Source organism: Nocardiopsis sp. CNS-639, assembly GCF_000381685.1.
Lineage (GTDB): Bacteria > Actinomycetota > Actinomycetes > Streptosporangiales > Streptosporangiaceae > Nocardiopsis > Nocardiopsis dassonvillei.
Window position 1 is genome coordinate 117,045 of record NZ_KB906859.1, and the last position, 24,721, is coordinate 141,765.

General features: G+C 73.0%; 19 protein-coding genes. 12 read left to right on the plus strand and 7 right to left on the minus strand.

Going from position 1 to position 24,721, the window contains the following annotated elements:
- Positions 1–2: 2 nt before the first annotated feature.
- From G011_RS0111655 to G011_RS0111670, 4 genes are all read left to right on the plus strand, one after another.
- Positions 3–1,373 carry a type IV secretory system conjugative DNA transfer family protein gene (locus G011_RS0111655; RefSeq protein ID WP_019608621.1) on the plus strand — a complete coding sequence of 457 codons (1,371 nt, stop codon included), beginning with the start codon at positions 3–5 and terminating at the stop codon, positions 1,371–1,373.
- The gene (locus G011_RS0111660; protein WP_231391429.1) at positions 1,370–2,533 is read left to right on the plus strand and encodes a hypothetical protein; all 1,164 of its coding nucleotides are present in this window, start codon (positions 1,370–1,372) and stop codon (positions 2,531–2,533) included. The genes G011_RS0111655 and G011_RS0111660 overlap by 4 nt, the downstream gene beginning before the upstream one ends.
- Before the next feature lie 248 nt (positions 2,534–2,781).
- Positions 2,782–3,405 (plus strand): DUF5956 family protein, encoded by a 624-nt coding sequence (locus G011_RS0111665; RefSeq protein WP_019608623.1) that lies wholly within the window; start codon positions 2,782–2,784, stop codon positions 3,403–3,405.
- A gap of 213 nt (positions 3,406–3,618) precedes the next feature.
- Positions 3,619–4,626 carry an STM4015 family protein gene (locus G011_RS0111670; RefSeq protein ID WP_019608624.1) on the plus strand — a complete coding sequence of 336 codons (1,008 nt, stop codon included), beginning with the start codon at positions 3,619–3,621 and terminating at the stop codon, positions 4,624–4,626.
- Between the two features lie 60 nt (positions 4,627–4,686).
- Here the strand turns inward: G011_RS0111670 and G011_RS0111675 are convergent, their stop codons facing one another.
- A complete protein-coding gene (locus G011_RS0111675) occupies positions 4,687–5,622 on the minus strand; it encodes a hypothetical protein (RefSeq protein WP_231391431.1) in 936 nt (311 codons plus the stop codon).
- Positions 5,623–5,814: 192 nt separating this feature from the next.
- On the minus strand, positions 5,815–6,981 hold the full coding sequence (locus G011_RS0111680; protein WP_019608626.1) for a DUF695 domain-containing protein: 1,167 nt from the start codon (positions 6,979–6,981) through the stop codon (positions 5,815–5,817).
- 189 nt (positions 6,982–7,170) lie between these two features.
- On the opposite strand from G011_RS0111680, the gene mnmA reads away from it, so the two are divergent.
- The 7 genes from mnmA to gatA all read left to right on the plus strand — a co-directional run bounded on the left by mnmA (position 7,171) and on the right by gatA (position 16,735).
- Positions 7,171–8,259 (plus strand): tRNA 2-thiouridine(34) synthase MnmA, encoded by a 1,089-nt coding sequence (gene mnmA, locus G011_RS0111685; protein ID WP_174547162.1) that lies wholly within the window; start codon positions 7,171–7,173, stop codon positions 8,257–8,259.
- A 156-nt stretch (positions 8,260–8,415) separates the two neighbouring features.
- Complete coding sequence (locus tag G011_RS0111690) at positions 8,416–8,946, plus strand: DedA family protein (RefSeq protein WP_019608628.1); 531 nt, start codon at positions 8,416–8,418, stop codon at positions 8,944–8,946.
- Between the two features lie 59 nt (positions 8,947–9,005).
- Positions 9,006–10,049 carry a methionine synthase gene (locus G011_RS0111695; protein ID WP_019608629.1) on the plus strand — a complete coding sequence of 348 codons (1,044 nt, stop codon included), beginning with the start codon at positions 9,006–9,008 and terminating at the stop codon, positions 10,047–10,049.
- Positions 10,050–10,089: 40 nt separating this feature from the next.
- Positions 10,090–12,432 (plus strand): NAD-dependent DNA ligase LigA, encoded by a 2,343-nt coding sequence (ligA, locus tag G011_RS0111700; protein ID WP_019608630.1) that lies wholly within the window; start codon positions 10,090–10,092, stop codon positions 12,430–12,432.
- Positions 12,433–12,740: 308 nt separating this feature from the next.
- A complete protein-coding gene (locus tag G011_RS0111705; RefSeq protein WP_019608631.1) occupies positions 12,741–14,789 on the plus strand; it encodes a bifunctional diguanylate cyclase/phosphodiesterase in 2,049 nt (682 codons plus the stop codon).
- Positions 14,790–14,933: 144 nt separating this feature from the next.
- Positions 14,934–15,233 carry an Asp-tRNA(Asn)/Glu-tRNA(Gln) amidotransferase subunit GatC gene (gatC, locus tag G011_RS0111710; RefSeq protein WP_013151219.1) on the plus strand — a complete coding sequence of 100 codons (300 nt, stop codon included), beginning with the start codon at positions 14,934–14,936 and terminating at the stop codon, positions 15,231–15,233.
- Positions 15,234–15,235: 2 nt separating this feature from the next.
- Entirely contained in the window at positions 15,236–16,735 is a 1,500-nt protein-coding gene (gene gatA / locus G011_RS0111715; protein ID WP_013151220.1) for an Asp-tRNA(Asn)/Glu-tRNA(Gln) amidotransferase subunit GatA, read from the plus strand.
- Between the two features lie 253 nt (positions 16,736–16,988).
- Here the strand turns inward: gatA and G011_RS0111720 are convergent, their stop codons facing one another.
- From G011_RS0111720 to G011_RS0111740, 5 genes are all read right to left on the minus strand, one after another.
- Positions 16,989–18,227 (minus strand): thioester domain-containing protein, encoded by a 1,239-nt coding sequence (locus G011_RS0111720; protein WP_019608632.1) that lies wholly within the window; start codon positions 18,225–18,227, stop codon positions 16,989–16,991.
- Between the two features lie 407 nt (positions 18,228–18,634).
- A complete protein-coding gene (locus G011_RS0111725; RefSeq protein ID WP_019608633.1) occupies positions 18,635–19,573 on the minus strand; it encodes a Clp protease N-terminal domain-containing protein in 939 nt (312 codons plus the stop codon).
- Positions 19,570–19,815, minus strand: coding sequence for a hypothetical protein (locus G011_RS0111730; RefSeq protein ID WP_019608634.1), 246 nt, complete (start codon positions 19,813–19,815; stop codon positions 19,570–19,572). Before G011_RS0111730 ends, G011_RS0111725 begins: the two co-directional genes overlap by 4 nt.
- A 249-nt stretch (positions 19,816–20,064) precedes the next feature.
- Complete coding sequence (locus G011_RS0111735) at positions 20,065–21,291, minus strand: thioester domain-containing protein (RefSeq protein ID WP_019608635.1); 1,227 nt, start codon at positions 21,289–21,291, stop codon at positions 20,065–20,067.
- A 413-nt stretch (positions 21,292–21,704) separates the two neighbouring features.
- Positions 21,705–22,874 carry a thioester domain-containing protein gene (locus G011_RS0111740; protein WP_019608636.1) on the minus strand — a complete coding sequence of 390 codons (1,170 nt, stop codon included), beginning with the start codon at positions 22,872–22,874 and terminating at the stop codon, positions 21,705–21,707.
- Positions 22,875–23,172: 298 nt separating this feature from the next.
- On the opposite strand from G011_RS0111740, the gene gatB reads away from it, so the two are divergent.
- Positions 23,173–24,669, plus strand: a complete 1,497-nt coding sequence (gene gatB / locus G011_RS0111745) for an Asp-tRNA(Asn)/Glu-tRNA(Gln) amidotransferase subunit GatB (protein WP_019608637.1) — start codon at positions 23,173–23,175, stop codon at positions 24,667–24,669.
- Positions 24,670–24,721 lie beyond the last annotated feature (52 nt).

The following is a 24,721-nucleotide window of genomic DNA, read 5'->3' on the forward strand; positions in this document are numbered from 1 at the left end:
CCATGACCGAGACCTTCGCGCCCGCCCCACCGGTCCGGTTGGATCTCCGCGACCGGGTGTACCTGGGCCTGGATCCGGCCGACGGATACAAACGGGTGTGGTCCTCCCCCGCGGACTCCGTCGGCGTGGTCGGGCCTCCCCGCTACGGCAAGACCTCCGGGATCATCATCCCCACCCTCCTGTACTGGGCCGGGCCCGTCGTCAGCACCACCACACGGGGCGACGTCCTGCGGTTCTGCGGGGACCGGCGCCGTCGGATCGCGGCCCCGGGCGGACGGGTGTACGTCTACGACCCCTTCGACAGCGAGGGATTCGGCACGATGCGGTGGTCCCCGCTGGCCGGGTGCGAGGACCCGTCGGTGTGCTACCGGAGGGTGCAGGCGATGACCGCTGCCGCCGGAGGGCTCTCCGACGGGGAGCACTGGCGCGGCGGGGCCGCGCTCGTCCTGCGCGGCCTGTTCCACGCGGCGGCGCTGTCGGGGGCGCCGATGGCCGAGGTCCGACGGTGGCTGGCCGCCCAGGAGACCCGGCGCCCCGCACAGGTCCTGCACGCCCACCCGGGGGCGGCCCCCGGGTGGGCGGACGACCTGGAGTCCGTGCAGCTGCTGGGGGAGCGTGAACGCGGATCGTTCTACTCGGTGGCCCGCAACTGCCTGGACGCCACCGCCGAGCCCAAGGTCCTGGACTCCTGCTCGGCCGTCGACCTGGACATCGACGCGTTCCTGGACACCAACTCCACCCTGTTCATCGTCGGACCGAGCCACTACCAGGCCGTGGTGGCACCCATGGTCGTGGGACTGGTGGACGCGATCGCCCAGCGTGCGGCGGAGCGGGCCGCGGCTCGGGGAGGGCGCCTGGACCCGCCGCTCCTGCTGGCCCTGGACGAGGTCGCCAACATCGCGCCGCTGCCGAGTCTGCCCGCTCTGGTGTCCGAGGGCGGAGGTCGGGGCGTGGTCACGCTGTGGGCGGCCCAGTCACTCGCCCAGCTGCGGGTCAGGTACGGAGCCGACGAGCAGCAGGCCATCCTGACCGCCACGACCGCCAAGGTCATCTACGGGGGCATGTCCAACGAGACCGACCTCCGCAACGTGTCGTCCTGGGGAGGGGAGGCGCGGGAGACGGACGTGACGACCCACGGCGGGGGAGCCTCCCCGGGACACGGGCGGATGGCGGTCGTCCAGCCCGACCCGGCCCGCCAGTACTCCCTCAGCCCGACCTACCGTCCCGCGCTGCCGTTGGAGGCCATCCAGCGGATGCCGCCCCACAACGCCTGGCTGTGGTGGCGGTCCGAACCGCCACTGCACGTGGAGACCCGGCCCGCAGGGCTCGTCGGGGAGTATCTGCGGGTCAGCGGCTACACCCCGAAGCCATGACCGGGAAGCGTCGTTCGTGCACGGCCTGCGGGGCCACTGCCGCCCGCCGCGAGTCCGTGTTCTGTACGGAGTGCGGTGCGCGTCTGTCGGAAGGGCGTCGCGGGTGGTGGGCCGGGCGCCACGTCCGGTGGACCGCGGCCGCGGTGTGCGCGGTCCTGGTCGTGGTCGCCCTGGCACGGGTGCCCGCATCTCTGACCGCTGATCCGAGCGCTCCGGTGCAGGAACTCGTCACGGCCCTGGAGGAGCACGACACCGAGAGGCTGTTCGACATGGCGGGGTTCGACGTCGGCGACGCGGAGTCGTTCAGCGGACTCCGGCCGCCGGAGTCCTCCGGGCTGCTGAGGCCCGACGTGCTGGTCGAGGGCTACGACCCTCCGGATATCCGGCTGGGCGAAAGCCACGGGACACACGATCCCGCGACCGGAGACGTCGGGCGTACACGCGGACCTCAGCCGCGTGCCACGCCGGTGACCTTCGACGGCGACTGGACGGTACGCGTCTGGACGGACCGCTCGGACACGGGATGGATCCGGGACTGGGAACTGCGCGAGGAGACGGTACTGCCCGCCGTCCTGGGCGAGATCACCCTGCCGTACACGCCGGTCGGGCCCCTGGTCGTCGCCGACGTGAGGTTCGAACCCACCGGGTCGGACCGCGTACCGGGGTCGCGCAACCGTGCTGACGCCCTCGTCGGCACCTACACGGCCACCTACGAGCACCCGCTGTTCGAGCCGGTGTCGGAGACCTTCGTGGTGCGGTCGGGCGCCACCACCGAACTCGCGCTCCCGGTCGGCGGGGTGCGCACGGGTGTGGCCGATGCGGTTGACGAGCAGATCCGCGCGCACGTCGAGACCTGCGCGGCGGAGGCCACCGAGCTGCGGCCGCCGGGGTGCGTCCTGCACCACGATCCGGGGCACTACTTTCCGCTGCGGGATGAGGCGCGCTGGGAGGTCGAGAGCATGCCGGAGGTGGTCCTGGAAGCCGTGGACACAGCCCATGGGCCCGACCAACCGACGGCCACTGTGACCACGGTCCACCCCGGGACGGCGTCGGTGACCTACGCGATCCTCGACGAGGAGGAGCGCACGGTGTCCGTCGACATCGTGGTCGGCGGGAACGTGGAACTCGACGACTCCGGGCGTCCGGTGTGGCGGCCGTGACCCGCATGGGTTCCCGTCCCGGTACCGGGACTCCGCGCGTATCCGCGTACCGGTCCCAAGGCCCCTCCTGCGGACGGCGGCTCCGGGCCGGGGCCTGCTGCGGGGACCGCCCGCGGGCCCGCCCGACAACGCGGACGTGGCCGCTCCCGGCCACACGACCGGACCCTTCGCCCCTGGTTCCGGTCCCCGCCGCACGATAGGAACGGGCTGGGACGGACTCCTCGAAACCCCTGGGAAGGCTGCTGTCCATGAGCGACGGGCCGCACGACGACCGCTGGACCTCCGGGAGGCGGAAGGAGGCCAGGGCGGAGATGGTCTACTTCCACGTGGGCGGGCACCGCAAGGACCTGAGCGGACGTACCTGGTCGGAGTACCCCGTCCTGCCCCTGCCCCCGCACGAGGCGGACACCGGCGAACACCCCGAACTCCGCGGAAGGAGGTTCGTCGAGGTCCCCGAATCCGGCTGGCACGCCCTGGTCGCCTGGGCGGTCGGCCCCGAGCACGCCGTCCGGTGCCCGGAGCGGCACCCGCCCTCCCCGGTGCACGTGACCTGCGAGAACCGCGGCAGGCGCGTCCAGCGGTGGGAGGAGAGGACGCGCACCGACCGGGCGGGCGTCGACCGCGGCATCGACGACTTCCTGACGGAGGCCGGGGCCCCGCACCAGCCGTGCGGGTACCGGTGGTTCGCCGAGCTGCCCGAGGGGATCCGCGACGGCGACCACCTCTTCGGCTCGTTCTCCTCCCACCTGGCGTCGGTGGGCTCGGACGAGCAGGACCCGCCGGGGATGCGCCGGTCCATGAGGAACCTGGCCCGGCGCCTGTACGGGGACGCCGGCCGGTCCGCGCTCCCGGACTCGCCCGGCGGCTCCTGAGGGGTGTTCGGGGGCGGTCCCGCGCGGCGGAGCGGAACCCGGGACGGCGGGGTGCGGGCGGTCGGGCGGTACCCGCACGGTGCGGCGGTGCGAGGGGCGGCGCGAGCAGATGGGCGGAACCCGGCCCAGGTGGCGGCTCCGGGCGTGCCGGGCTGTCCTCCCGGGCTGCTAGGTATGGGAAACCACCTCCACCTCCCCGGAAAGAGAGCCCCCATGGCCGATCTCACCGAGTTCGCAGGCCTGCCCGTGGTCGAGTTCCCCGCCGAGGGCACTCGGGAGGAGCGGCTCGAACAGGTCCGAAGGCGCGGAGGGGACCCGCGCGACCCCGCGTCCACGGCCTGGCGGCTGCGGACCAGCGGAAGCGACGGCAGGCGTCCCGAGGACGACTACGACCAGTACTTCTCCCTCTTCATGTCCGAGGTGGACACCGAACGCGTGACGGCGCTGGTCCTCGGTGACTGGGTCAGCCCCGGCCAGTGCGGTCCCGACGAGGCCGTGGAGCTGCTGGCCGAGCACGCCGACGCGCTGCCGAACCTGCGCTCGGTTTTCGTCGGCGACATCACCGCCGACGAGTGCGAGCTCTCCTGGATCAACCAGGGGGACATGGCACCGCTGCTGGCCGCCTTCCCCCGCCTGGAACGGCTGGCCACACGGGGCGCCGACAGCGTCCTGGGCGGGAGCGGCCTCAGTCTGCACGTGCCCTCCCACACCGGCCTGCGCTCCCTCACCCTGGAGAGCGGCGGCCTGCCGGGCCGGGTCGTGCGCGAGGTCGCGTCCTCCAGGCTGCCCGCGCTGGAGTACCTGGAGCTGTGGCTGGGCGTGGAGGACTACGGCCGCGACGTCTCGCCCCGGGACCTGGAACCGGTGCTCTCGGGTGGGGCGTTCCCCGGTCTGCGGTACCTGGGCGTGCGCAACGCCGAGGACGTGGACGCGTGGATCCCGGTGCTGGCCGACGCGCCCGTGGTCGGTCGTCTGGAGGTCCTGGACCTGTCGTTGGGTGTCCTCACCGACCGGGGAGCCCGGGCGCTCGTCGAACGGGCCGACGCCTTCGCCGGTCTGCGCAGGCTGGATCTGCACCACCACTACCTGGACCAGGAGGCGGTGGAGCGCGTGGGCGCCGCGTTCGCCGGGAGCGGGGTCGAGGTCGACCTGTCCGACCCGCGGGAACCCGAGGACTACGGAGACGGCGAACTGGAGTACTACACCGCGGCGGCGGAGTAGCCGGGACGCTCGGGGAGCGGTCGGCCGGACCGGGCAGGGCGGGGGCGGGCCCGCGCCGCCTCACGCGGTGACGGCCTCCACGAGGTCGCGGCGCTCACCGGGCTCCTCGGGACGCAGCGCCCGGGACACCCCGAGCAGGTCGGTGGGCGTGCCCGGCTCCGGGAGCAGGCTCGCCACCGTGCCGTCGTCGAGGTGCGTGCGCAGCTCGCTCGGGTGGCCGTCGGCGTGGTGCACGACCACCGCCTCCCCCAGGTCGCGGCACCACGTGCCGGGGAAACCGCAGCCCGCGTCCAACCCGGCGTCGGCCGAACGCGTGCCGTCCCACGTCAGCACGTGCAACGGCGCCCCGTTCCCGTCGCGGTAGGTCAGGCGCAGACCGTCCTCCACCTCGTGCACCTGGGCCAGCGACCAGCCCGGGTGGTCCAGCACCGCGATGGTCCGCTCGAAGGACATGATCTGCGCGCGCGAACGCTCGTCGGCCGCCCGCGCGAGCACCGCGTCCTCCACGGCGGGCAGTGCCGCGAGCAGGGCGGCGACCACCGCCACGGCGGGCAGCACCCCCGGCCGCCAGCGGTCGGAGGGCCGGTCCACCAGCACCGCCGCGCCCATGCCCAGCGTCGCGACGGTCCCGGTCAGGAAGGCGGTGTTGGCGGCCGTCCCCCAGGGCAGCGGCATGGCCTCCGGGGCCAGGAACGCGACGACCACGGGTGTGACCATGGCGGTGGCCGTCACGAGCGCGGCCGACGCGAAGGGGTGGTTCACGCCGGACCTCTCCAGCCACTGGGACGCCAGCCAGAACATGAGCAGGACGACCCCGGCGACCACCGGCGCGAGCAGCAGCGCCCCCTGGCCCGCGCCGCTCATCGTCAGGGCGCGGGCGGTGTCCCAGATCCCCACGGGGAACAGGGACATCAGCGGAGCCCCCACCAGGCACAGGGCGAGGATCGCGCCGACCGCGGCGACCCGAGGCCGACCCGATGGTGCTCGTGGCTGCACACCGTCCAAGGCCGCATCATCCTCCTGGCGGAAATGACACGTTACGCCTGTTGTGACTTGGGGGCCAGATGTGCAAGGTGGGATTTCGGGTTGACCCTGACGCCCCCGGAGTCGGCGGCGGACCAAGAATCGGTGATCCGTTTCCCCCGCGGCGGTGAACAGCCGTCCCGGCCGCTTCCCCGCCGCCGCGCCCTACTCGCCCAACTGGCGGCGGAACGGCCTGCGCGCGGCGTTGAACTGCGCCCAGGACGGGTCGAGCTGGCTGCGCAGCTTGACCTCCCCCTCGGACCAGTCCGTCAGCACGGCCTCGAACTCGGGCAGCACGCCCGAGTCCGGGTCCAGGTAGTAGCGGTAGTCACGCCTGCCGCCCACGGTCTGGCGCATGAACAGCGCGCCGTTGTCCCCCAGCACACCCGAGATCCGGGCCTCCAGGTCGTCCAGCGCCGAGGCGGAGGCGCCGGTGGGCAGCTTGTCCTCGTCCGTGTGCGTGTACGGCACGATCACCTGCACGAACAGGGTGAACGCCGGGAAGTCGCGACGGGTCAGCGGGTGGCGGAGCAGGATCTCCACCGCGCCCTGGAGGGGGATGCGCCCGTGCAGCGTCGCCCAGCCGCCCGACCCGCCGAGCATGTCCGCCATCTGCCGCACCACGGCGGGCATCGACGTGGGCGGCAGCGGGTCCAGCGGCGGCTCGTCCAGCGGCGCCGTCTCACCGATCCACCGCACCCGGTCGTCCTCGCCCAGCGCCAGCAGGGTGACGTGCTCGGCCACGGCGGCGCGCGTGCTCTCGGGCAGGAACATGTTGTCGGGGTGGTACACGCCCACCTCGACCTTGCCGGTCGCGTGGTCGACCCGCATGGACACCGACACGTGCGACAGGTCGAGCTCGTGGTCGTCCAGGTTGACGGTGGAGGACAGCTGGTCGTGGTCGGCGGGCCGCACCGGCCGGAACAGCCACCGGGAGTCCTCGGGGGCCGAGCGCGCCCAGCGCTCGGACAGGATGCGCGCCTCCTCCGAGCCGCCGGGGCGCAGCGTCAGGGCGTAGGCGGGGCCATCGGTCAGCCGGGAGGGGTCGTCCAGGGCGGCCAGCTGCTCCAGGAGCTTGCCCGGGTCGACGTCGGTCGACAGGTCGAGGTCCTCCAGGCCGCCGCTCGGCTTCGGGGCGCGGCCCACCTCCCACTCCATGTCCGGGTGGATGGAGCGGACCAGCGCGGTGACGCGCTCGGACACCTCGGCGGGCACGGGCTGGTCCGACTCGACCGCGCTGGCCAGGGCCTCGCGTTCGGCGGGCCAGGCGTCCCAGAAGGCGGTGACTGAGGAGGCGGAGTCGGTGGAGCGGCGACGACGGAACAGAGCCATGCCCCGATTTTCGCAGAAGCGGACGACCACACTCGCCGTCGCGTCCGGGGGCCGCCCGGCGGACGGTTCGCCCTCCCGTGGCCGCGGCCTGGTTCCCTGCCGGGCGCCGCCGTCGACCCCCGGTCGGAGGTTCCCGTCCCCCCAGGCGGGGATTCCATCCTCTCCACGAGCGCATACCCTGGACCCACTATGACTTTGCGTGTACTCGCCGCCATGTCGGGCGGGGTCGACTCCGCGGTCGCCGCGGCCCGTGTGGCCGAGGCGGGCCACGACGTCACCGGTGTCCACCTGGCGCTCTCCAAGAACCCGCAGTCCTACCGCACGGGCGCTCGCGGCTGCTGCACCGTGGAGGACTCCCACGACGCGCGGCGGGCCGCCGACGTCATCGGCATCCCCTTCTACGTCTGGGACATGTCGGAGGAGTTCGACCGCGAGGTCGTACAGGACTTCGTGGCCGAGTACGAGGCGGGCAACACCCCCAACCCCTGTCTGCGCTGCAACGAGAAGATCAAGTTCGAGGCGGTGCTGGACCGGGCCGTCGCCCTGGGCTTCGACGCCGTGGCCACCGGACACCACGTCCGCAAGGTCGACGGGCGCCTGGTGCGCAGCGTGGACGCGGCCAAGGACCAGTCCTACGTGCTGGGCGTGCTCAACGCCGAGCAGCTGGAGCGCGCGGTGTTCCCGCTGGGGGACTGCACCAAGGACGAGGTGCGCGCGGAGGCCGAGCGGCGCGGCCTGTCGGTGGCGGACAAGCCCGACAGCCACGACATCTGCTTCATCGCCGACGGTGACACGGCGGGCTTCCTCAACCGGCGCATCGGCGAGCGGCCGGGGCCGATCCGGGACGAGGACGGCACGGTGGTGGGCACGCACAACGGCTCGCACACCTTCACCGTGGGCCAGCGCAAGGGCCTGGGTCTGGGCGGCGCCGCCCACCCCCGGTACGTGCTCTCCATCGAGCCGGTCGACAACTCCGTCACGGTGGGGCCGCGGGCGTCCCTGCGGGTGGACGCCATCACCGGCGTGCGCCCGGTGTGGAGCGGCAGCGAGCCCCTGACCGAGCCGACCGACTGCCACGTGCAGCTGCGCGCCCACGGCGAGGTCTACCCGGCGAGCGTGTGGCAGCGCGAGGGCGACGGCGGCCCCGAGCTGGTCGTCCGGCTGGCCGAACCCGCGACCGGCGTGGCCACCGGGCAGGCCGTGGTGGTCTACCAGGGCGACACGGTGCTGGGGTCGGCTACGATCTCCGCCACCTCCAGAACCGGCGCCGCGGTCTGAGGGAGGCCGGCGCGGCGGTCCGGGCGGGCGCGGGGACGTGCCGCCCGGGGGCGCGGCGGCGGAGTGGGCTGTCCCACCTGGTTCGTCGCCCGCGATCCCTTGCCGAACTTAGGTAAGGCATAGCATAGTTGCGGGGCGAGGTGAGGGGGCCTGCCCATGCCGGAGTTCGATTTCCTCGACGGCCAGCCGTTCTGGATCGTCTACTTCACGCTGCTCGGCGTGGTCCTGTGCCGTGCCCAGGCCACGTACTGGATCGGCCGCGGCCTGGGCGCCGGGGTGACCCGCAGCCGTATGGGCGCCAGACTCGGCCCCCGGCTGGACGCCGCCCGGCGGCGCATCGACCGCTACGGCGCGCCCGTGGTCACCCTGAGCTTTTGCACCGTCGGCGTGCAGACCGCCGTCAACCTCGCCGCGGGCGCGATGCGCATGCGCTTCCCGCGCTACCTCGCCGCCATGTTCGTCGGCTCGCTGATCTGGGCGGGCCTGTGGGGCGTGGTCATCGGCGGCCTGGTGGGCACCTGGTTCTCCCTGTTCCTGGACTCGCCCTGGGCGGCCCTGGGCGTGGCCGCACTGGCCTCGGCCGTCGTGGCCGTGATGGTGCTGCGCGCCCGCCGCTCCCGCGCCGCCGAAGAGGCCTTCGAGGCGCCCGAGGACGCCACCGACGCCCACCGCGCCTCCGCGGGTTAGCCCCGACGCGTCCCGACGGTAGCGCCTGACCGGGGCGCGTTGCCCTAACCTTGGGCGATGTGAGCGAACAGCACCCCTACCCCTGGCCCGCGGCGTCCTCCACCGGGGTCGGGTCCTGGCCGGGCGAGGACCCCGACGAGGCGATGCGCACGGTCCTCGGCGAACTCCCCGACCTGCCGCACCTGCCCGAGCTGCCCGCGCGCGGCGTCGGCGCCGACATGGTCGGCCGCACCTGCGGCCTCCTGGTGGATTTCCCCGTGCAGGTCCAGCCCAGCGGCTGGCGGGTCGCCGACAGCCCCGGACGCGACCTGGGCCGCGCGGCCAGCCTCATGTCCTACGACCTCGACGCCCTCACCGAGCACGCCCACGGCTTCACCGGCACCCTCAAGGTGCAGGTCGCCGGGCCGTGGACCCTGGCCGCGTCGGTCGAACTGCGCAACGGCCAGCGCCTGGTCTCCGACCCGGGGGCCTGCCGCGACCTGACCGAGTCCCACCTGGAGGGCGTCCTGGCGCACCTTGGCGAGGTCCGCAGGCGGGTCCCCGGCGCCCGGCTCCTCGTCCAGGTCGACGAGCCCTCCCTGCCCGCCGTCCTGCTCGGCGCCCTGCCCACCGCCAGCGGCTACGGCCGCCTGCCCGCCGTCGACCGGGTGCGCGTCGAGGCCACCCTGCGCGTCCTCTTCGCCGCGATCGACGCCACCGGGGCCGTCCCCGCCGCGCACTGCTGCGCCCCCGGAGTCCCCGTCGACCTGCTGCGCCGCAGCGGCGCCCGCGCTCTGAGCCTCAACGCCCTCCTCCTCACCCGCGACCACGACGAGACGGTCGGCACGGCCGTGGAGGCGGGCACCGGACTCCTGCTCGGCGTGGTCCCCTCCAGCGACGGCGCCGAGCCCGCGCGGACCGCCCGAATGTCCGACCCCGCCGCTACTGTCGATCCTGTTCGCGAGTTGTGGAACCGGCTGGGATTCTCCCCCGACCTGCTCTCCCGCGCGGTGGTCACCACGCCCACATGCGGGCTGGCGGGCGCCTCACCCGGCCACGCGAGGGCGGCCCTGAACGCCTCCCGAGCCGGTGCCCGGGTCCTGCGGGACGAACCCCGAAGGTAGCGCCCGCAGCAGGCGAGCACGAGAGCGAGAAAGGTACCGAGTGAGCGCGCCCGACACCACCACCGACATCCCCGACGAGGTTCGCGCCCGGCACACCGAGCTGTGCCAGGAACTGGACGACCACAGTTACCGGTACTACCTGGGCACACCGGTGATCTCCGACGCCGAGTACGACACCCTCATGCGTGAGCTGGTCGGCATCGAGGACTCCTACCCCGCCCTGGCCACCCAGGACTCGCCCACGCAGAAGGTCGGCGCGCCCATCAGCGTCGACTTCGCCGCGGTCGAGCACCTGGTGCGGATGGAGAGCCTGGGCAACGCCTTCGACGTCGACGAGCTCAACGCCTGGGCCGACCGGGCCAGCGCCGAGGTGCCCGTCAACGGCTACCTGTGCGAACTCAAGATCGACGGCCTGGCCGTGGACCTGGTGTACGAGAAGGGCCGCCTCGTGCGCGCCGCCACCCGCGGTGACGGCCGCGTCGGCGAGGACATCACCCTCAACGTGCGTACCATCGGGGTCGTCCCCGAGCGCCTGGACGAGAGCGTGCGCCCCGCCCCCGAGCTGCTGGAGGTGCGCGGCGAGGTCTTCCTGCCGGTGGAGGACTTCGGAAAACTCAACGAGCGCATCACCGCCTCGGGCGAGCACACCCCCTTCGCCAACCCCCGCAACGCCGCCGCCGGGTCGCTGCGCCAGAAGGACCCCCGCGTCACCGCCACCCGGCCGCTGTCGATGATCGTGCACGGTGTGGGCGCCTACTCCCCGGCGAAGGACGGCGGCGGGGAGGTGGCCTTCACCAGCCAGTCGCAGGCCTACCGGCTGCTGGGGGAGTGGGGGCTGCCGCTCAGCGACCGCTACCGGGTCGTCACCACCATGGACGAGGTCCGCGAGTACGTGGCCCACTACGCGGCCCACCGCCACGAGCCCGCCTACGAGATCGACGGCATCGTCATCAAGGTCGACGACTTCGCCCTCCAGCGGCGCCTGGGCTCCACCAGCCGCGTCCCGCGCTGGGCGATCGCCTACAAGTACCCGCCCGAGGAGGTCACCACCCGCCTGCTCGACATCAAGGTGGGCGTGGGCCGCACCGGGCGCGTCACCCCCTACGGGGTCATGGAGCCGGTGGTCGTGGCCGGGTCCGAGGTCGAGTTCGCCACCCTGCACAACGCGCGCGAGGTCGAGCGCAAGGGCGTGCTCATCGGCGACACCGTCGTGCTGCGCAAGGCGGGCGACGTCATCCCCGAGATCGTCGCCCCGGTGCTCGACCGCCGCGACGGCACCGAGCGGGCCTTCGCCATGCCCGAGACCTGCCCCGAGTGCGGCACCACGCTCGGCCAGCAGAAGGAGGGCGACGTCGACCTGCGCTGCCCCAACGCCCGCTCCTGCCCGGGCCAGCTGCGCGAGCGCCTGTTCTTCGTGGCCAGCCGCAAGGCCCTGGACATCGAGGCGCTGGGCTACGTGGCCGCCACCGCCCTCACCCAGCCGCTGGAGCCCGCCCGGCCGCCGGTGCGCGACGAGGGAGACCTGTTCGACCTCACCGTCGACATGCTGCTGCCCATCCGCACCCACGTGCTCGACCCCGACACCACCGAGCCCAAGACCGACCCCAAGACCGGCGAGCCCAAGGTGGTGTCCTTCTTCGCCAACAAGAAGGGCGAGCCCAAGAAGACGGTCGAGAAGCTCTTCGAGCAGCTGGAGGAGGCCAAGTCCAAGCCGCTGTGGCGTGTGCTGGTGGCGCTGTCCATCCGGCACGTGGGTCCGCGCGCGGCGGAGGACCTGGCCCGCCACTTCCGCTCCATGGACGCCATCCGCGCGGCCAGCGAGGAGGAGCTGGCGGCGGTCGACGGTGTCGGCCCGACCATCGCCGCCTCCATCCGCGAGTGGTTCTCGGTGGACTGGCACGCCGAGATCGTCCGCAAGTGGGCCGACGCCGGGGTGCGCATGGAGGACGAGGACGACGGCTCCAGGCCGCGCCACCTGGAGGGGGTCACCGTGGTGGTGACCGGATCCCTGGAGGGCTTCAGCCGGGACGGGGCCAAGGAGGCGATCGCCGAGCGCGGCGGCCGGGCCACGGCGTCGGTGTCCAAGAAGACGGGTTTCGTGGTGGTCGGCGACAACCCCGGCTCCAAGTACGACAAGGCCGTCAAGCTGGGGGTGCCGGTCCTGGACGAGGAGGGCTTCCGCGTCCTGCTGGAGGCCGGTCCCGAGGCGGCCGAGGCCATGCGGGTCAACCCCGCGCCCCGGGAGCCCGGGACCGAGGACGCCGAGGCCGGGGCCACGGGGACCGAGGGCGCGACCGGGACCGACGCCGTCCCCGGAACAGCCGAAACCGGAACGTCCGAAACCGTCGCCGACGCCGAGGAGGCCGTCAGGGGCGAGGCCTGAGGGCACGGGCCGCACCCGCCGACCACGGCCGCGGAACCCGGGGCGTACCGGGCCCGCGGCCGTATCGGACCCGCGTACCTTTTCGGGGATCTCTCACCACACGCAGCCCCGCCTTGGTTAACTGATAGTTCCCGGCAAGCGACAGTTGGTGACGAAACCGCGTAAGGTGGACAGTAACGCACAGGATGCGGGTGTATCCGAAACCGGAATTCGGCCATGAGGGGTGGCCGGGTGCCGGGAACCCCGAGCAGGAGCGGCGGCGCCGTCCGGCGCCGCCGTACTCCGCGGCCCCCTCGCAAGGACCAGGCATGAAGGATCCCAACAGCACAAGGGACATCGGTCCCCGGGCCGGGACACCGCTCTGGCTGTACATGCTGGGCGCCACGGCCGCCGGGGCGGTCCTGCTCCTCGTCTCCGGACTCGGTCTGCGCACGGACGAGCTGCGCGCTCTCGCCGTCGAACCGCTCACCTGGGTCCTGCTGTGCATGATCGTCCTCGGCGAACTGCGCCCCCTCACCCTCCCCGGCCAGGCGCCCGGTGACGGAGTGCCCACCTCGCTGCCCTTCTCCCTCGCGCTCGTCATCCTGCACGGCCTGCCCGTGGCCGCCCTGGCCCAGGTCACCGCCACCGCGGTCTCCGGCTTCGCGCGCGGCCACGCCCCCCACCGCATCGCCTTCAACGCCGCCCAGTACACGCTCTCGCTCGGCGTCGCCGACGCCGTCCTGCGCCTCCTGCTGCCCGGAGCGGTCCAGGGCACGTGGCTGCCCGCCGCGGGCGAACTCCTGACCGTCGCCCTCGCCGGGGCGGGCTACTTCGCGGTCAACCGCGTCCTGGTCCTGTGCGCGGTGGCCATGCACGAACGCGTGCCCCTGCGACAGGTCATGTCCAAGGGCCTGGCCCAGCAGGTGCACGTCAACAGTGTCCTGCTCAGCCTGGCCCCGCTCGTGGTCGTGGCCGCGACCCACTCGGTGCTCTACGTCCCGCTGTTCGCGCTCCCGCTCGGCGCGCTCTACACGAGCGCCATGCTGTCGGTCCAACGCGACCACCAGGCCAACCACGACGAGCTCACCGGCCTGGCCAACCGCAAGCTCCTCACCCTCCGGGCCCGCGAGGAGATCGCCCACGCCCAGCAGCGCGGCGGCAGCGTCGGCCTGCTCCTGCTCGACCTCGACCGGTTCAAGGAGGTCAACGACACCCTGGGCCACCCCACCGGCGACCGCCTCCTCCAGACCGTCGCGCGCAGGCTCACCCACAGCGTCCGACCCGGAGACCTCGTCTCCCGCCTGGGAGGGGACGAGTTCGCCGTCCTGCTGCCCCAGGTCCGCGACAGCGCCTCCGCGTGCGAGGTGGCCTTCCGGCTGCGCGGCGCCCTCGCCGAACCGGTCCGCCTGGACGGCATGGACTTCGACCTCCAGGCCAGCATCGGCATCGCCCTGCACCCCCACGACGCGCCCGACTTCGCGCTCCTCATGCAGCGCGCCGACGTGGCCATGTACGTCGCCAAGGCCGACCGCACCGGCGTCGAGTCCTACGACCCCGGCAAGGACCGCAACTCCACCGCCCGGCTCAGCCTGTACACCGAACTGCGCCGCGGCCTGTCCGAGGGCGCCCTGGAGATGCACTACCAGCCCAAGGTCGACCTGGGCGACGAACGCCCCATCGGCCTGGAGGCCCTGGCCCGCTGGCGCCACCCCAGCCGCGGACTGCTCACCCCCGAGGAGTTCATGCCGGTCGTGGAGCAGTCCAACCTGCTGCGAGCCTTCACCGGCCAGGTCCTGGACATCACCCTGGCCCGCGCCGCCGGCTGGCACGCCGAAGGCCTCGACCTGCCCGTCGCCGTCAACCTCGGCGTGCGCGAACTGCTCGACCCCGCGCTGCCCGCCACCGTCGCCTCCGCGCTGCGCGAGCACGGAGTACCGGCCGACCGGCTGGTCCTGGAGATCGGCGAGCACGCGCTGATCACCGACACCGACGCCGCCACCGCGGCCGTCCGCCGCCTGCGCGACCTCGGCGTCGGCCTGTCCCTGGACGACTTCGGCACCGGCCACTTCACCCTCGCCCAGCTCGCCGGTCTGCCCCTGGACGAGGTCAAGATCCACGAGTCCTTCACCGCCCGCCTGGTGGACCGGACCGACAACGGCCACACCGTCGTCCGCGCGGCCATCGCCCTGGTCAAGGCGCTGGGCATGCGCGCCACCGCCGAGGGCGTCCAGAGCGGCGAACTCGCCCGCGCCGCCCGCGACACCGGCTGCCACGCCGCCCAGGGCCACCACTTCTCCGAGCCGTTGACCGCGGGGGAGGTCGCCGACTGGGTCGCCGCCCGCGACGGCGGGACCGCGGCCGGCACCCGCGTCTGACCGGGGAGCCGCCGACCGGCGCCGACCCCGGGGCCCGCGCCGGTCGGCCGACCGGCGTTCGCGGACCGACCGGCGCCGGGACCGGCCCCGGAGCCATAGGATTGGTCCCGATAGTCCTTCCGCCGAAGAAACGGTTCGCATTCCATGACCGCCATCACCCGCGATGAGGTCGCGCACCTCGCACGGTTGTCGCGGCTGGCGCTCGACGAGAGCGAGCTCGACACGCTCGCCGCCCAGCTCGGTGACATCCTGACCGCCGTGGCCAAGGTGCAGGAGGTCGCCCAGGGCGACATCCCGCCCAGCTCGCACGCCCTGCCGCTGACCAACGTCTACCGCCCCGACGAGGCCAGGCCCGGCCTCGCCCACGACCAGGCACTGGCCGGTGCCCCGGCGGTGGAGGACCAGCGCTTCCGGGTTCCGCGGATCCTCGGGGAGGGTGAGTAGCGGTGAGCGACGTCATCAGCCTGACCGCCGCCGAACTCGGCGAGGCCATCCGGGAGGGACGGGTGACCTCCGAGGAGGCCACCACCGCCTACCTGGACCGGATCGAGTCCGTGGACGGCGAGATCAACGCCTTCCTGCACGTGCGCCGCGAGACCGCGCTGGAGCAGGCCCGCGCGGTGGACGCCCGCCGCGCCGCCGGTGAGGAACTGGGCCCGCTCGCCGGTGTCCCGGTCGCCCACAAGGACGTGTTCACCACCAAGGACATGCCCACCACCGCCGCCTCGAAGATCCTCGAGGGCTGGCAGCCGCCCTACGACGCCACCGTCACCGCGCGCCTGCGCGAGGCCGGGCTGGTCATCCTGGGCAAGACCAACATGGACGAGTTCGCCATGGGCTCCTCCACGGAGAACTCCGCCTACAAGGTCACCCGCAACCCGTGGGACACCGACCGCATCCCGGGCGGCTCCTCCGGCGGCTCCTCCGCGGCCGTGGCCGCGTTCGAGGCGCCCCTGGCCACCGGCACTGACACCGGCGGCTCCATCCGCCAGCCCGCCGCCGTGTGCGGCCTGGTCGGCGCCAAGCCCACCTACGGCGGCTCCTCCCGCTACGGCATGATCGCCTTCGCCTCCTCCCTGGACACCCCGGGCCCCTTCGCGCGCAACGTGCTCGACGCCGCCCTGCTCCACGAGGCCTTCTCCGGGCACGACCCGCGCGACTCCACCTCCATCGACGCACCGGTGCCGCCGGTCGTGGACGCCGCCCGCCTGGGCGACGTCGAGGGCCTGCGCGTGGGCGTGGTCAGCGAGCTGGACAGCGACGGCTTCCAGCCGGGCGTGCGCCAGCGCTTCCACGAGACGCTGGAGCTGCTGGAGTCCCTGGGCGCGAAGATCGTGGAGCTGTCCTGCCCGAGCTTCGACGCGGCCCTGTCGGCGTACTACCTCATCGCGCCCAGCGAGTGCTCGTCCAACCTCGCCCGCTTCGACGCCATGCGCTACGGCCTGCGGGTGGGCGACGACGGCACGCGCAGCGCCGAGGAGGTCATGTCGCTGACCCGGGCCCAGGGCTTCGGCCCCGAGGTCAAGCGCCGCATCATGCTGGGCACCTACGCCCTGTCGAGCGGCTACTACGACGCCTACTACGGCAGCGCCCAGCAGGTGCGCACGCTGATCAAGCGCGACTTCGACGCCGCGTTCGAGAACGTGGACGTGCTGGTCTCGCCGACGACACCGACCACGGCGTTCCCGATCGGCGAGCGCGCCGAGGACCCGATGGCCATGTACCTGGCCGACCTGTGCACGATCCCGTCCAACCTGGCCGGGAACGCGTCGCTGTCGGTGCCGTGCGGCCTGGCCCCGGAGGACGGCCTGCCCGTCGGCTTCCAGATCATGGCCCCGCCCCTGGCCGACGACCGCACCTACCGGGTCGCGGCCGCGGTCGAGCGCGCGCTGACCGAGCGCGACGGCGACCTGCTGGCCCGCAGCCCCTACGCGGTCGCCCGCTAGGAGCCGGCCGCCGCAGCGGAGTCGCCGAGCGCCCGCCGTCCCCGCGAGGGACGGCGGGCGCTCTGTCCACAGGCCCGAACCGGGTCTGGTGCGGCGTCCGCGCGCGGCTCTAACGTGGATATCGGGGGGTCCCCAGGGGCTCCCGGCTTCGTGCTGCCCCGGCGGTACGGGACGGCGCACAACCGAGGGCCCGCCCCGGAACTGTTCCGGAACGGGCCCTCGGTCACGACCGCTCCACGGCGGCCGGAAGGGGCTAGCCCTCCAGGTCCTGGTTGCCCGCGGCCTTGCGCTTGCGGCTCAGGTAGAGGGCGCCGCCGCCCGCGCCGAGCGCGGCCACGCCGGCGGCGACCAGGCCGACGAGCGCGCCGCCGGTCACCGGCAGGCTGGGCTCGTTCTGGTCGTCGGCGGGCTCGGACGGCTTGTCGACGGGCTCGGAGGGCTCCTCGCTCGGGGTCGGCTCCGGGCTCTCGGGCTCGCTCGGCTCCTCGGAGGGCTCCTCGCTCGGCTCCTCCGTGGGGGGCGGGGTCTCGCCGCCGCCGGTCCAGGAGACCGAGGCCGAGGCGGAGACGGTGACCTCGCTGTCCTCGGCGGTGATCAGGGTCTGGGTCGGCTGGTACTCCTCCTCGCCCTTGAACAGGCGCCCCGACCGCACGGTGGCCGTGGTCTCCAGGGAGAAGGAGGCGGTGCCCTCCGCCGCGCCCTCCGGAACGGCCAGGCCGACGGTGTCACCGTTGTTGACCGTGGTGACGGCCTCGCCGGTCTCCAGGTTGACCAGGTCGACCTCGACACCCTCGGGGGCCTGGACGCTGACCTCGATGCCGTCCGCGTCGCTGGTCTCGACGAGGAACTCGCCGATCGTCTCGCCCGCGCTGCCGGAGGCCTCGCCCGGGGTGATGCTCAGGGTCGGACCGGGCTCCTGAGGGAGGTCCTGGGCTTCCCCGACCAGGTAGTCATAGACCGCCCTGACGCCGTTCGGGTCGTTCGCGGTCACCTCGGCGCCGTTGCTGAAGTGCCAGATGGCGGCCTGGGTGGCGGCGATCGCCTCTTCGTCACCGAAGTGGCGGGCGTTGCCGCGGTTCAGTCCCGCGTTCTCGGCGAGCTGGGCGGCGCTGACGGTCGGGTAGCTGTTCTGGAGGATCCAGTGCACCTTGCCCGGCTCCGCGAAGTCGCCCCTGCCCGGGTAGTTCGCCCAGTCGTCCTCCAGGTACCAGGCGTTGTCCTTGATCCTGGTCTCAAGGTCGATGCAGTAGGCGGTGAGGGCGGTGCCGTTCTCCAACCGGAGGTCGAAGAGACTCGTGCTCTCCATCTCACCGTTGATCCGAACGTCCACGCCGGACGCGGCGGTGGCGGGGTACTGGGCGCGGACGGAGCCCTCGTAGGTCTCCACCGGGTCGGCGGAGGCCGGAGCGGCGAGCCCGAAGGCGAGGAGCGCGGCGGCGGAGGCGGCGAGAGTCGCGCGCCCGACGGAATGGGGGAGGGACACGTACGTCACGTCTTTTCCTGTGGGTGGTCTCAAGGGGAGCCAACCGGGTCTTTCACCGGGGCCAAAACGCCGGGCGGCGGACTGGTTGGTCCGATGGGAGTTCACAGAGAAGACGTCGAGCCCTCCTGCCGGGTTGTCCGCTTCCTGCGTGGAGGACATGAATTCCGGGAGAACGTGACGGGTTCGTTCCCGGAGGCCACGAGGGCTTCGTGCCCGAGGAACACCTGGGTCTGCGTCCCCTCGGCCCGGCCCCGGACACCGTCCCCGGTGGTCCGCGCCGCCAGCACCCGTATGGCAGCCCTGACCCCTTGGGGCCGGTGTGCTCCCTCTGGGCGGGGCCCGGACCCCGGCGGTACGGATTCCGGCAGCACGCGTCCTGGCGACACGGGCCCCGGACCCACACCCGCCGGTGCCCGCTACGACGCGGCGGCCTGGGCGATGGACTGGGCGCGCCCCCGGACGTTCTGCCAGGCGATCCACTTGACTACGCGGTTGGCGACGGCCCGGTGCTTCAGGCCGTTGCGCCAGGACCAGCGCAGGCGCAGCCTGGAGCGTTCCCCCAGCGGTTCGATGAGGATCCGCAGCGCGCGTTCGCCGCCCTCCTGCGTCCAGGTGACCTCACGGCCGGGCACGCTGTGCGTGATCGACTCCCTGACCGCGTCCTCCGTGAGTCTGTTGGTCAGCTCCACGACGCCGTCCCCGAGCTGCCGCGACGAACCGGAGGCCGGATCCCACTCGCCCCGGCGCTCCGGGTCGCTGACCAGTTCCCACACCCGGTCGGCCGCCACGGGCACCTCGAGGTCGTAGTTCGTGTACTCCCACCCCTCGGGCGGCTGTTCGGCGGTGGCGTCGCCGTCCGCCGGGGACGGCTCCGGGGCCTGCGGACTCTCCGCCAACGCGCCGAGGTCGCGCCGGATCCGGTCGGTGTCCGCGCCCAGCCGGTCCAGGACCCGCCGCACCCGGCCGCCCTCGTCGTCGATCAGGGCCGTGAGCAGGGCCGCGTCACCCCCTGCCAGCGGGACGTCGTACTCGATCTCCTCCAGGCGGGGAGTGAACCGGAGCCATCCCCTCTCCTCCTCGTCGGACGGGACCGGCACGGCGACGTCGACGCCCAACAGGGCGAGGTCCTCGCGGAGGAGCCCGTCGATCGCCGCGCGCGCCTCGGCCAGGCCCACCCCGGAGTCCATGAGCAGACGGGCCCCCGGTCCGCCGGTGACCAGCACTCCCAGGAACAGGTGCTCGAAGCCGACTTCGGTGTGGCCCGCGCGGGCGGCCTCGCGGTTCGCGGCCCCGGAGATCGCGATCCGGTCGAAGCCCCTGTTGAGGATGCTCCGTTTCGCCGACGGTTTCGTCATCGTTGTCCCCTCTTGGATGGTTCGATGTGGCTCAACCGTTTCCCGTACTTCTTGTGGACGGCCTGACGGGTCACCCCGAGCGCGGCGGCGATGGAGCTCCATGACTCGCCCGACCGCAGCGCCTGTTCGACCTGCCGTAGCTCCAGAGAGTCGACCACCGCGCGCAGGGAGGCGACGGCGCGCAGCCCCTGCACGGGGGTCGAGGTGTCCGAGGCGGTGGCCGCCAGCTGTACCGCATCCATGGCGTCAACCTAGGTTGCGCAACTACGGATGTCAACCTAGGTTGCGCGCCCTCGTGTTGTCAACCCGGGTTGCGCGCGTGCCGGAGCTCACCCGCGCGACAGGCGGATTCGGTACCCCGGCCCCTCCCCGGGCCGTCCCGGGGCACGGCCGTCCGCTGTCCCCGCCGGGCAACGCGAAGGGCCCGCTTCCGTGGTCTCCCACGGAAACGGGCCCTCAGACTCCACCGTCCTCGGACGGCGGGAGGGGTGTTAGCCCTCCAGGTCCTGGCTGCCCGCGGCCTTGCGCTTGCGGCTCAGGTAGATGGCGCCACCACCGGCGCCCAGGGCGGCCACACCGGCGGCGACCAGGCCAGCGAGCGCGCCACCGGTCACCGGCAGGGTCGGCTCGTTCTGGTCGTCGGCGGGCTCGGACGGCTTGTCGACGGGCTCGGAGGGCTCGTCGCTCGGGGTCGGCTCCGGGCTCTCGGGCTCGCTGGGCTCGGGGGACTCCGGCTCGCTGGGCTCCGGGGACTCCGGCGGGGTCTCGCCGCCGCCCACGGTCCAGTCGGCCGAGGCGGACGCGGACACGCTGGTCTCGCCGCCCTCGGCGGTGATCAGGGTCTGGGTCGGCTGGGACGCCTCGTCCCCCTTGAACAGGCGGCCGGTCGCGACGGTCGCGCTGGCCTCCAGGGAGAAGCTGGCCTGGCCCGCCTCGGCGTCGGCCGGGACGGCGAAGCCGACGGTGTCACCGTTGCCGACCTCGGTGACGGCCTCGCCGGTCTCCAGGTCGACCAGCTGGACGCCCTCGGGGGCCTGGAGGTCCACCGGGATGGAGCTGGCGTTGGTCTGGATGAGGAACTCACCGACGGTCTCGCCGGCGGTGCCGGAGGCCGTGCCCGGCGTGATGCTCAGGGCCGGGGCGGGCTCGGCGGTCTGCGGCAGCTCCTCGGCGTTCTCGACCAGGTAGGTGTAGACCGTCCTGACGGCCTGGGAGTTGCCCTCGTCCTCGAGGTTCACGCCGTTGCTGAAGTGCCAGATCGCGGCCTGGGTGGCGCCCAGGGCGTCCCGCTGGCTCAGGCCCTCGACACCGGCGTCCGCGCCCAGCTCCTCGGCGCTCAGAGCCGGGTAGGCGTTCTGCAGGATCCAGTGGACCTTGGCGGGCGCGGCGAACTCGCCCTTGCCGGGGTAGTTGGCCCAGTCGTCCTCGTTGTAGAAGGCGCCGCCGCGGATCTGGGTCTCGAAGTCGATGCAGTAGGTCGTCAGGACCGTGCCGTCTTCGAGCTCCAGGTTGAAGAGGCGGGTGCCGATGGTTTCGCCGGTCATGCGGACGTCGGCGCCGTTCTCGGCGTTGCCGATGTACTTCCCGCGGGCGGCACCATCGTAGGTCTCCGCGGGGTCCGCGGCCGCGGGGGCGGCCAGGCCGAAGGCCAGGAACGCGGCTGCGGTGGCCGCCAGGCCGGTACGGCCGACGGTGCGGGGGAGGGAGGAGATACTCAAATTGTGTCCCGGTGTGTTCTAGGGGTAACCGGATGGAAGTGATGTCCGCCCAAAGGACGACGGGAACCGATGGGGCGGACGGCGGTGGCCACGGTGCGACGGTCGCCGGAGGGAAAAACCGGTGCCGCCTGCTGCGTTCACCCGTTCCGGGGGGTCACCACGTCGGGGTCGGATCGTGGCGCCGTGTGGGGTGGGCGCGATCTTCCGGTGTGGCTCGCTGTGACGCGGGAGCCGGTCGCGCTCGCCGTGGGGGCCAACGCTCGCCTGATACTAGCGATCCCCTTCGCTACTTCCAAGCTGGTTCGCGGAAAATGTGACCGGATACGGGCAGGAAAAAAATCCCTCGCAGGTAGATCCGCATTATGTCCAAAAGCTATGCAACGAAAGCGGGACTTCCGCGTCCCCCAACGCGGTCAGTCGCGTCGTTTGCGTCCCACGACCAGGATGATCAGGCCGGATACCACCAGGGCCCCCGCGATGACCAGCAGCCCGGACAGCCAGGTTCCGGTGAGGGCCAGATCGTCCTCGGGGATTCGGTCCTCCGGTGTGGGAGATACCTCCTCGGCGGGAACCTCCTCCTCGACGGCCTCCTCGGTGGCGGGGGGCTCCTCCGCCGGCACGGGCTCCGGGCTCGCCGCGGCCACCGGCTCCTCGGTCTGCTCCGGGTGCCACGTGAACGTCGCGGTGGCCGAACTCGTCGCCGAACCCGCCTCCGCGGTCACCAGGGACCGGGTGCGCACGCCGTCCCTGCCGGTGAACAGGCGTCCCTGCGGCAGCGGGAAGTCCCGGCCGTGCAGGTGCAGGGTCGCCACGCCCGCCGGGACCGACGGGTCCACGTCCAGGAAGACCCGCTCGCCGTCGCCCATCTGCGTGATCTGCTGCCCGTCCGCGTCGACCAGCCACGACGCCGGGGCGCCGCGCACCGACACCGACACCGGCTCCGCTCCGGAGCTGTGCACGGTCAACGGCCCCAGCGGCTCCTCGGGGGCGACCGCCTCCACGTGGGACGGCGACACCGCCAGGGACCGGGAGACGGTGTTGTCCGGCGCGGACGCGCTTCCCTCCACCAGGTGGTCGTACAGCGCCATGACGCCCGGGTCGTTGGCGTCGGGGTCCGGCCGCACCCCCTCCAGCACGTGCCACAGGGCGGCCTGGGTGCCCGCGATCGCCCGTGCCTCGTCCAACCGGGGCAGGTCGCTCCCCTCCAGCAGGGACTCCAGGCCGACCGTCGGATAGGAATGGGAGACGATCCAGTCCGCCCGGTCGGCGGGATCCGTTTCCTGCGGGGTTTCGGTCCACTCCGGAACGTCCGACCACGCTGACTCCACGTAGGCCGCGTACGGGTGGACCTCCTCGTCCGCGGTCACCGTGTAGGCCCGGACCGAGGCGTGTTCGGCCACGCGCAGGCTGAACAGCGCCGTGTCGGCCTCCCGGCCGTCGGTGAGCACGAGCGGCGCGCCCTCGACGGGGTCGCGGTCCACACGTGAGAAGTCGTCGGCGCTGGCCGCCGGGGCGCCCAGCAGGGTGCCGATCAGGGCCGAGGTGGAAAGCAGCGCGGCGTACCGACGCAGGATGCCGGACATGCTCGTGCGCTCCCGTGAGAAGGCGGCGGCCGCAGTGCGGGGCCGCCGGCGAAATCGTCTTCCTGGGCCACCCAGACTAACGGTCCGGCACCCGGTGGCAGCGGACATTCCCCTGACAGCGTCCCAATCGTGTACTGGCCGTGATGTCCGGTGACCCGGCCGTGACTCCGCTGTCGGGCACCCCACTCCCGCGCGCTCGGTAGGCTGAGCTGGAAGGTATGTCGTCTACGGAAGCGGGTTTGCGGCGATGGCCCACGCGGTACGTCCCAGTTCTGCCACGAACAGCGGTCCTGCGCCGGTGGCCTACGAGCAGGCACTGGCCAGGTACGAGCCCGTGCTCGGCCTGGAGACCCACATCGAGCTGGGCACCGCCTCCAAGATGTTCTGCTCCTGCCCCACCGCGTTCGGCGCCGACCCCAACACGCAGGTGTGCCCGGTCTGCCTGGCGCTGCCCGGCTCCCTGCCGGTCGTCAACGAGAAGGCGGTCGAGGGCGCCATCCGGCTGGGCCTGGCGCTGAACTGCTCCATCGCCCCCTGGGGCAGGTTCGCCCGGAAGAACTACTTCTATCCGGACATGCCGAAGAACTACCAGATCTCCCAGTACGACGAGCCGATCTGCGTCGACGGCCACCTCGACGTCACCGTCGACACCCCCGACGGCCCCCGCGTGTTCCGCGTGGACATCGAGCGGGTCCACATGGAGGAGGACACCGGCAAGACCTCCCACGTGGGCGGGGCCACCGGCCGCATCCACGGCGCCGACTACTCCATCGTCGACTACAACCGCGCGGGCATCCCGCTGCTGGAGATCGTGACCAGGCCCGTCACCGGCACCGGCGACCTGGCGCCCCTGGTGGCCCGCGCCTACGCCGCCGAGCTGCGCGACCTGGTCCGCTCTCTGGGCATCTCCGACGTGCGCATGGAGGAGGGCTCCATGCGCTGCGACGTCAACGTCTCCATCAACCCGCGCGGGGCCTCGGAGTGGGGCACCCGCAGCGAGACCAAGAACGTCAACTCGCTGCGCTCGGTCGAGCGGGCCGTGCGCTCGGAGATCGAGCGCCAGGCGGGTGTGCTCGACGCCGGGCAGAAGGTCGTGCAGGAGACCCGCCACTTCCAGGAGAACACCGGCCGCAGCATCTCCGGCCGCTCCAAGGAAGAGGCGCAGGACTACCGCTACTTCCCCGACCCCGACCTGGTGCCCGTCGCGCCCTCCGAGGAGTGGGTGGAGGAGCTGCGCGCCACCCTGCCGGAGCTGCCCGCCGCCAAGCGCGCCCGGATCCGCGCCGAGTGGGACCTCACCGACACCGAACTGCGCGACCTGGTCAACGCCGGCGCCATCGACCTGGTCGCGGCGACCGTGGCCGAGGGCGCCCCGTCGGCCGAGGCCCGCAAGCTGTGGCTCAACGAGCTGTCGCGCCGCGCCACCGAGCAGGAGGTGGAGCTGGCCGCCCTGCCCATCACCCCGGCGCAGGTCGCGCGCGTCATCGCCCTGGTCGCCGAGGGCACGCTCACCAACAAGCTCGCCCGCCAGGTGGTGGAGGGCGTGCTGGCCGGTGAGGGCGAGCCCGACGCCGTGGTCGAGGCCCGCGGCCTCAAGGTGGTCAGCGACGACGGCGCCCTCGGCGCGGCCGTGGACGAGGCCATCGCCGCCAACCCCGACGCGGCCGACAAGGTGCGCGGCGGCAAGGTCGCCGCGGCCGGAGCCCTGGTGGGCGCCGTGATGAAGGCGACCCGGGGCCAGGCCGACGCGGGACGCGCCCGCGAGCTCATCCTGGCCAAACTCGGCGCGAGCTGATCCGTTACGGCGGCCTCCGTGCGGCACCGGGCCCGTGTGCCCGGTGCCCTTC

Excerpts from the sequence above, each read along its gene's own strand:
- G011_RS0111655 (WP_019608621.1), top strand. The coding sequence starts at position 3 with ATGACCGAGACCTTCGCGCCCGCCCCACCGGTCCGGTTGGATCTCCGC.
- G011_RS0111660 (WP_231391429.1), top strand. The coding sequence starts at position 1,370 with ATGACCGGGAAGCGTCGTTCGTGCACGGCCTGCGGGGCCACTGCCGCC.
- G011_RS0111665 (WP_019608623.1), top strand. The coding sequence starts at position 2,782 with ATGAGCGACGGGCCGCACGACGACCGCTGGACCTCCGGGAGGCGGAAG.
- G011_RS0111670 (WP_019608624.1), top strand. The coding sequence starts at position 3,619 with ATGGCCGATCTCACCGAGTTCGCAGGCCTGCCCGTGGTCGAGTTCCCC.
- G011_RS0111680 (WP_019608626.1), bottom strand. The coding sequence starts at position 6,981 with ATGGCTCTGTTCCGTCGTCGCCGCTCCACCGACTCCGCCTCCTCAGTC.
- mnmA (WP_174547162.1), top strand. The coding sequence starts at position 7,171 with ATGACTTTGCGTGTACTCGCCGCCATGTCGGGCGGGGTCGACTCCGCG.
- G011_RS0111690 (WP_019608628.1), top strand. The coding sequence starts at position 8,416 with ATGCCGGAGTTCGATTTCCTCGACGGCCAGCCGTTCTGGATCGTCTAC.
- G011_RS0111705 (WP_019608631.1), top strand. The coding sequence starts at position 12,741 with ATGAAGGATCCCAACAGCACAAGGGACATCGGTCCCCGGGCCGGGACA.
- gatC (WP_013151219.1), top strand. The coding sequence starts at position 14,934 with ATGACCGCCATCACCCGCGATGAGGTCGCGCACCTCGCACGGTTGTCG.
- G011_RS0111725 (WP_019608633.1), bottom strand. The coding sequence starts at position 19,573 with ATGACGAAACCGTCGGCGAAACGGAGCATCCTCAACAGGGGCTTCGAC.
- G011_RS0111730 (WP_019608634.1), bottom strand. The coding sequence starts at position 19,815 with ATGGATGCGGTACAGCTGGCGGCCACCGCCTCGGACACCTCGACCCCC.
- G011_RS0111740 (WP_019608636.1), bottom strand. The coding sequence starts at position 22,874 with ATGTCCGGCATCCTGCGTCGGTACGCCGCGCTGCTTTCCACCTCGGCC.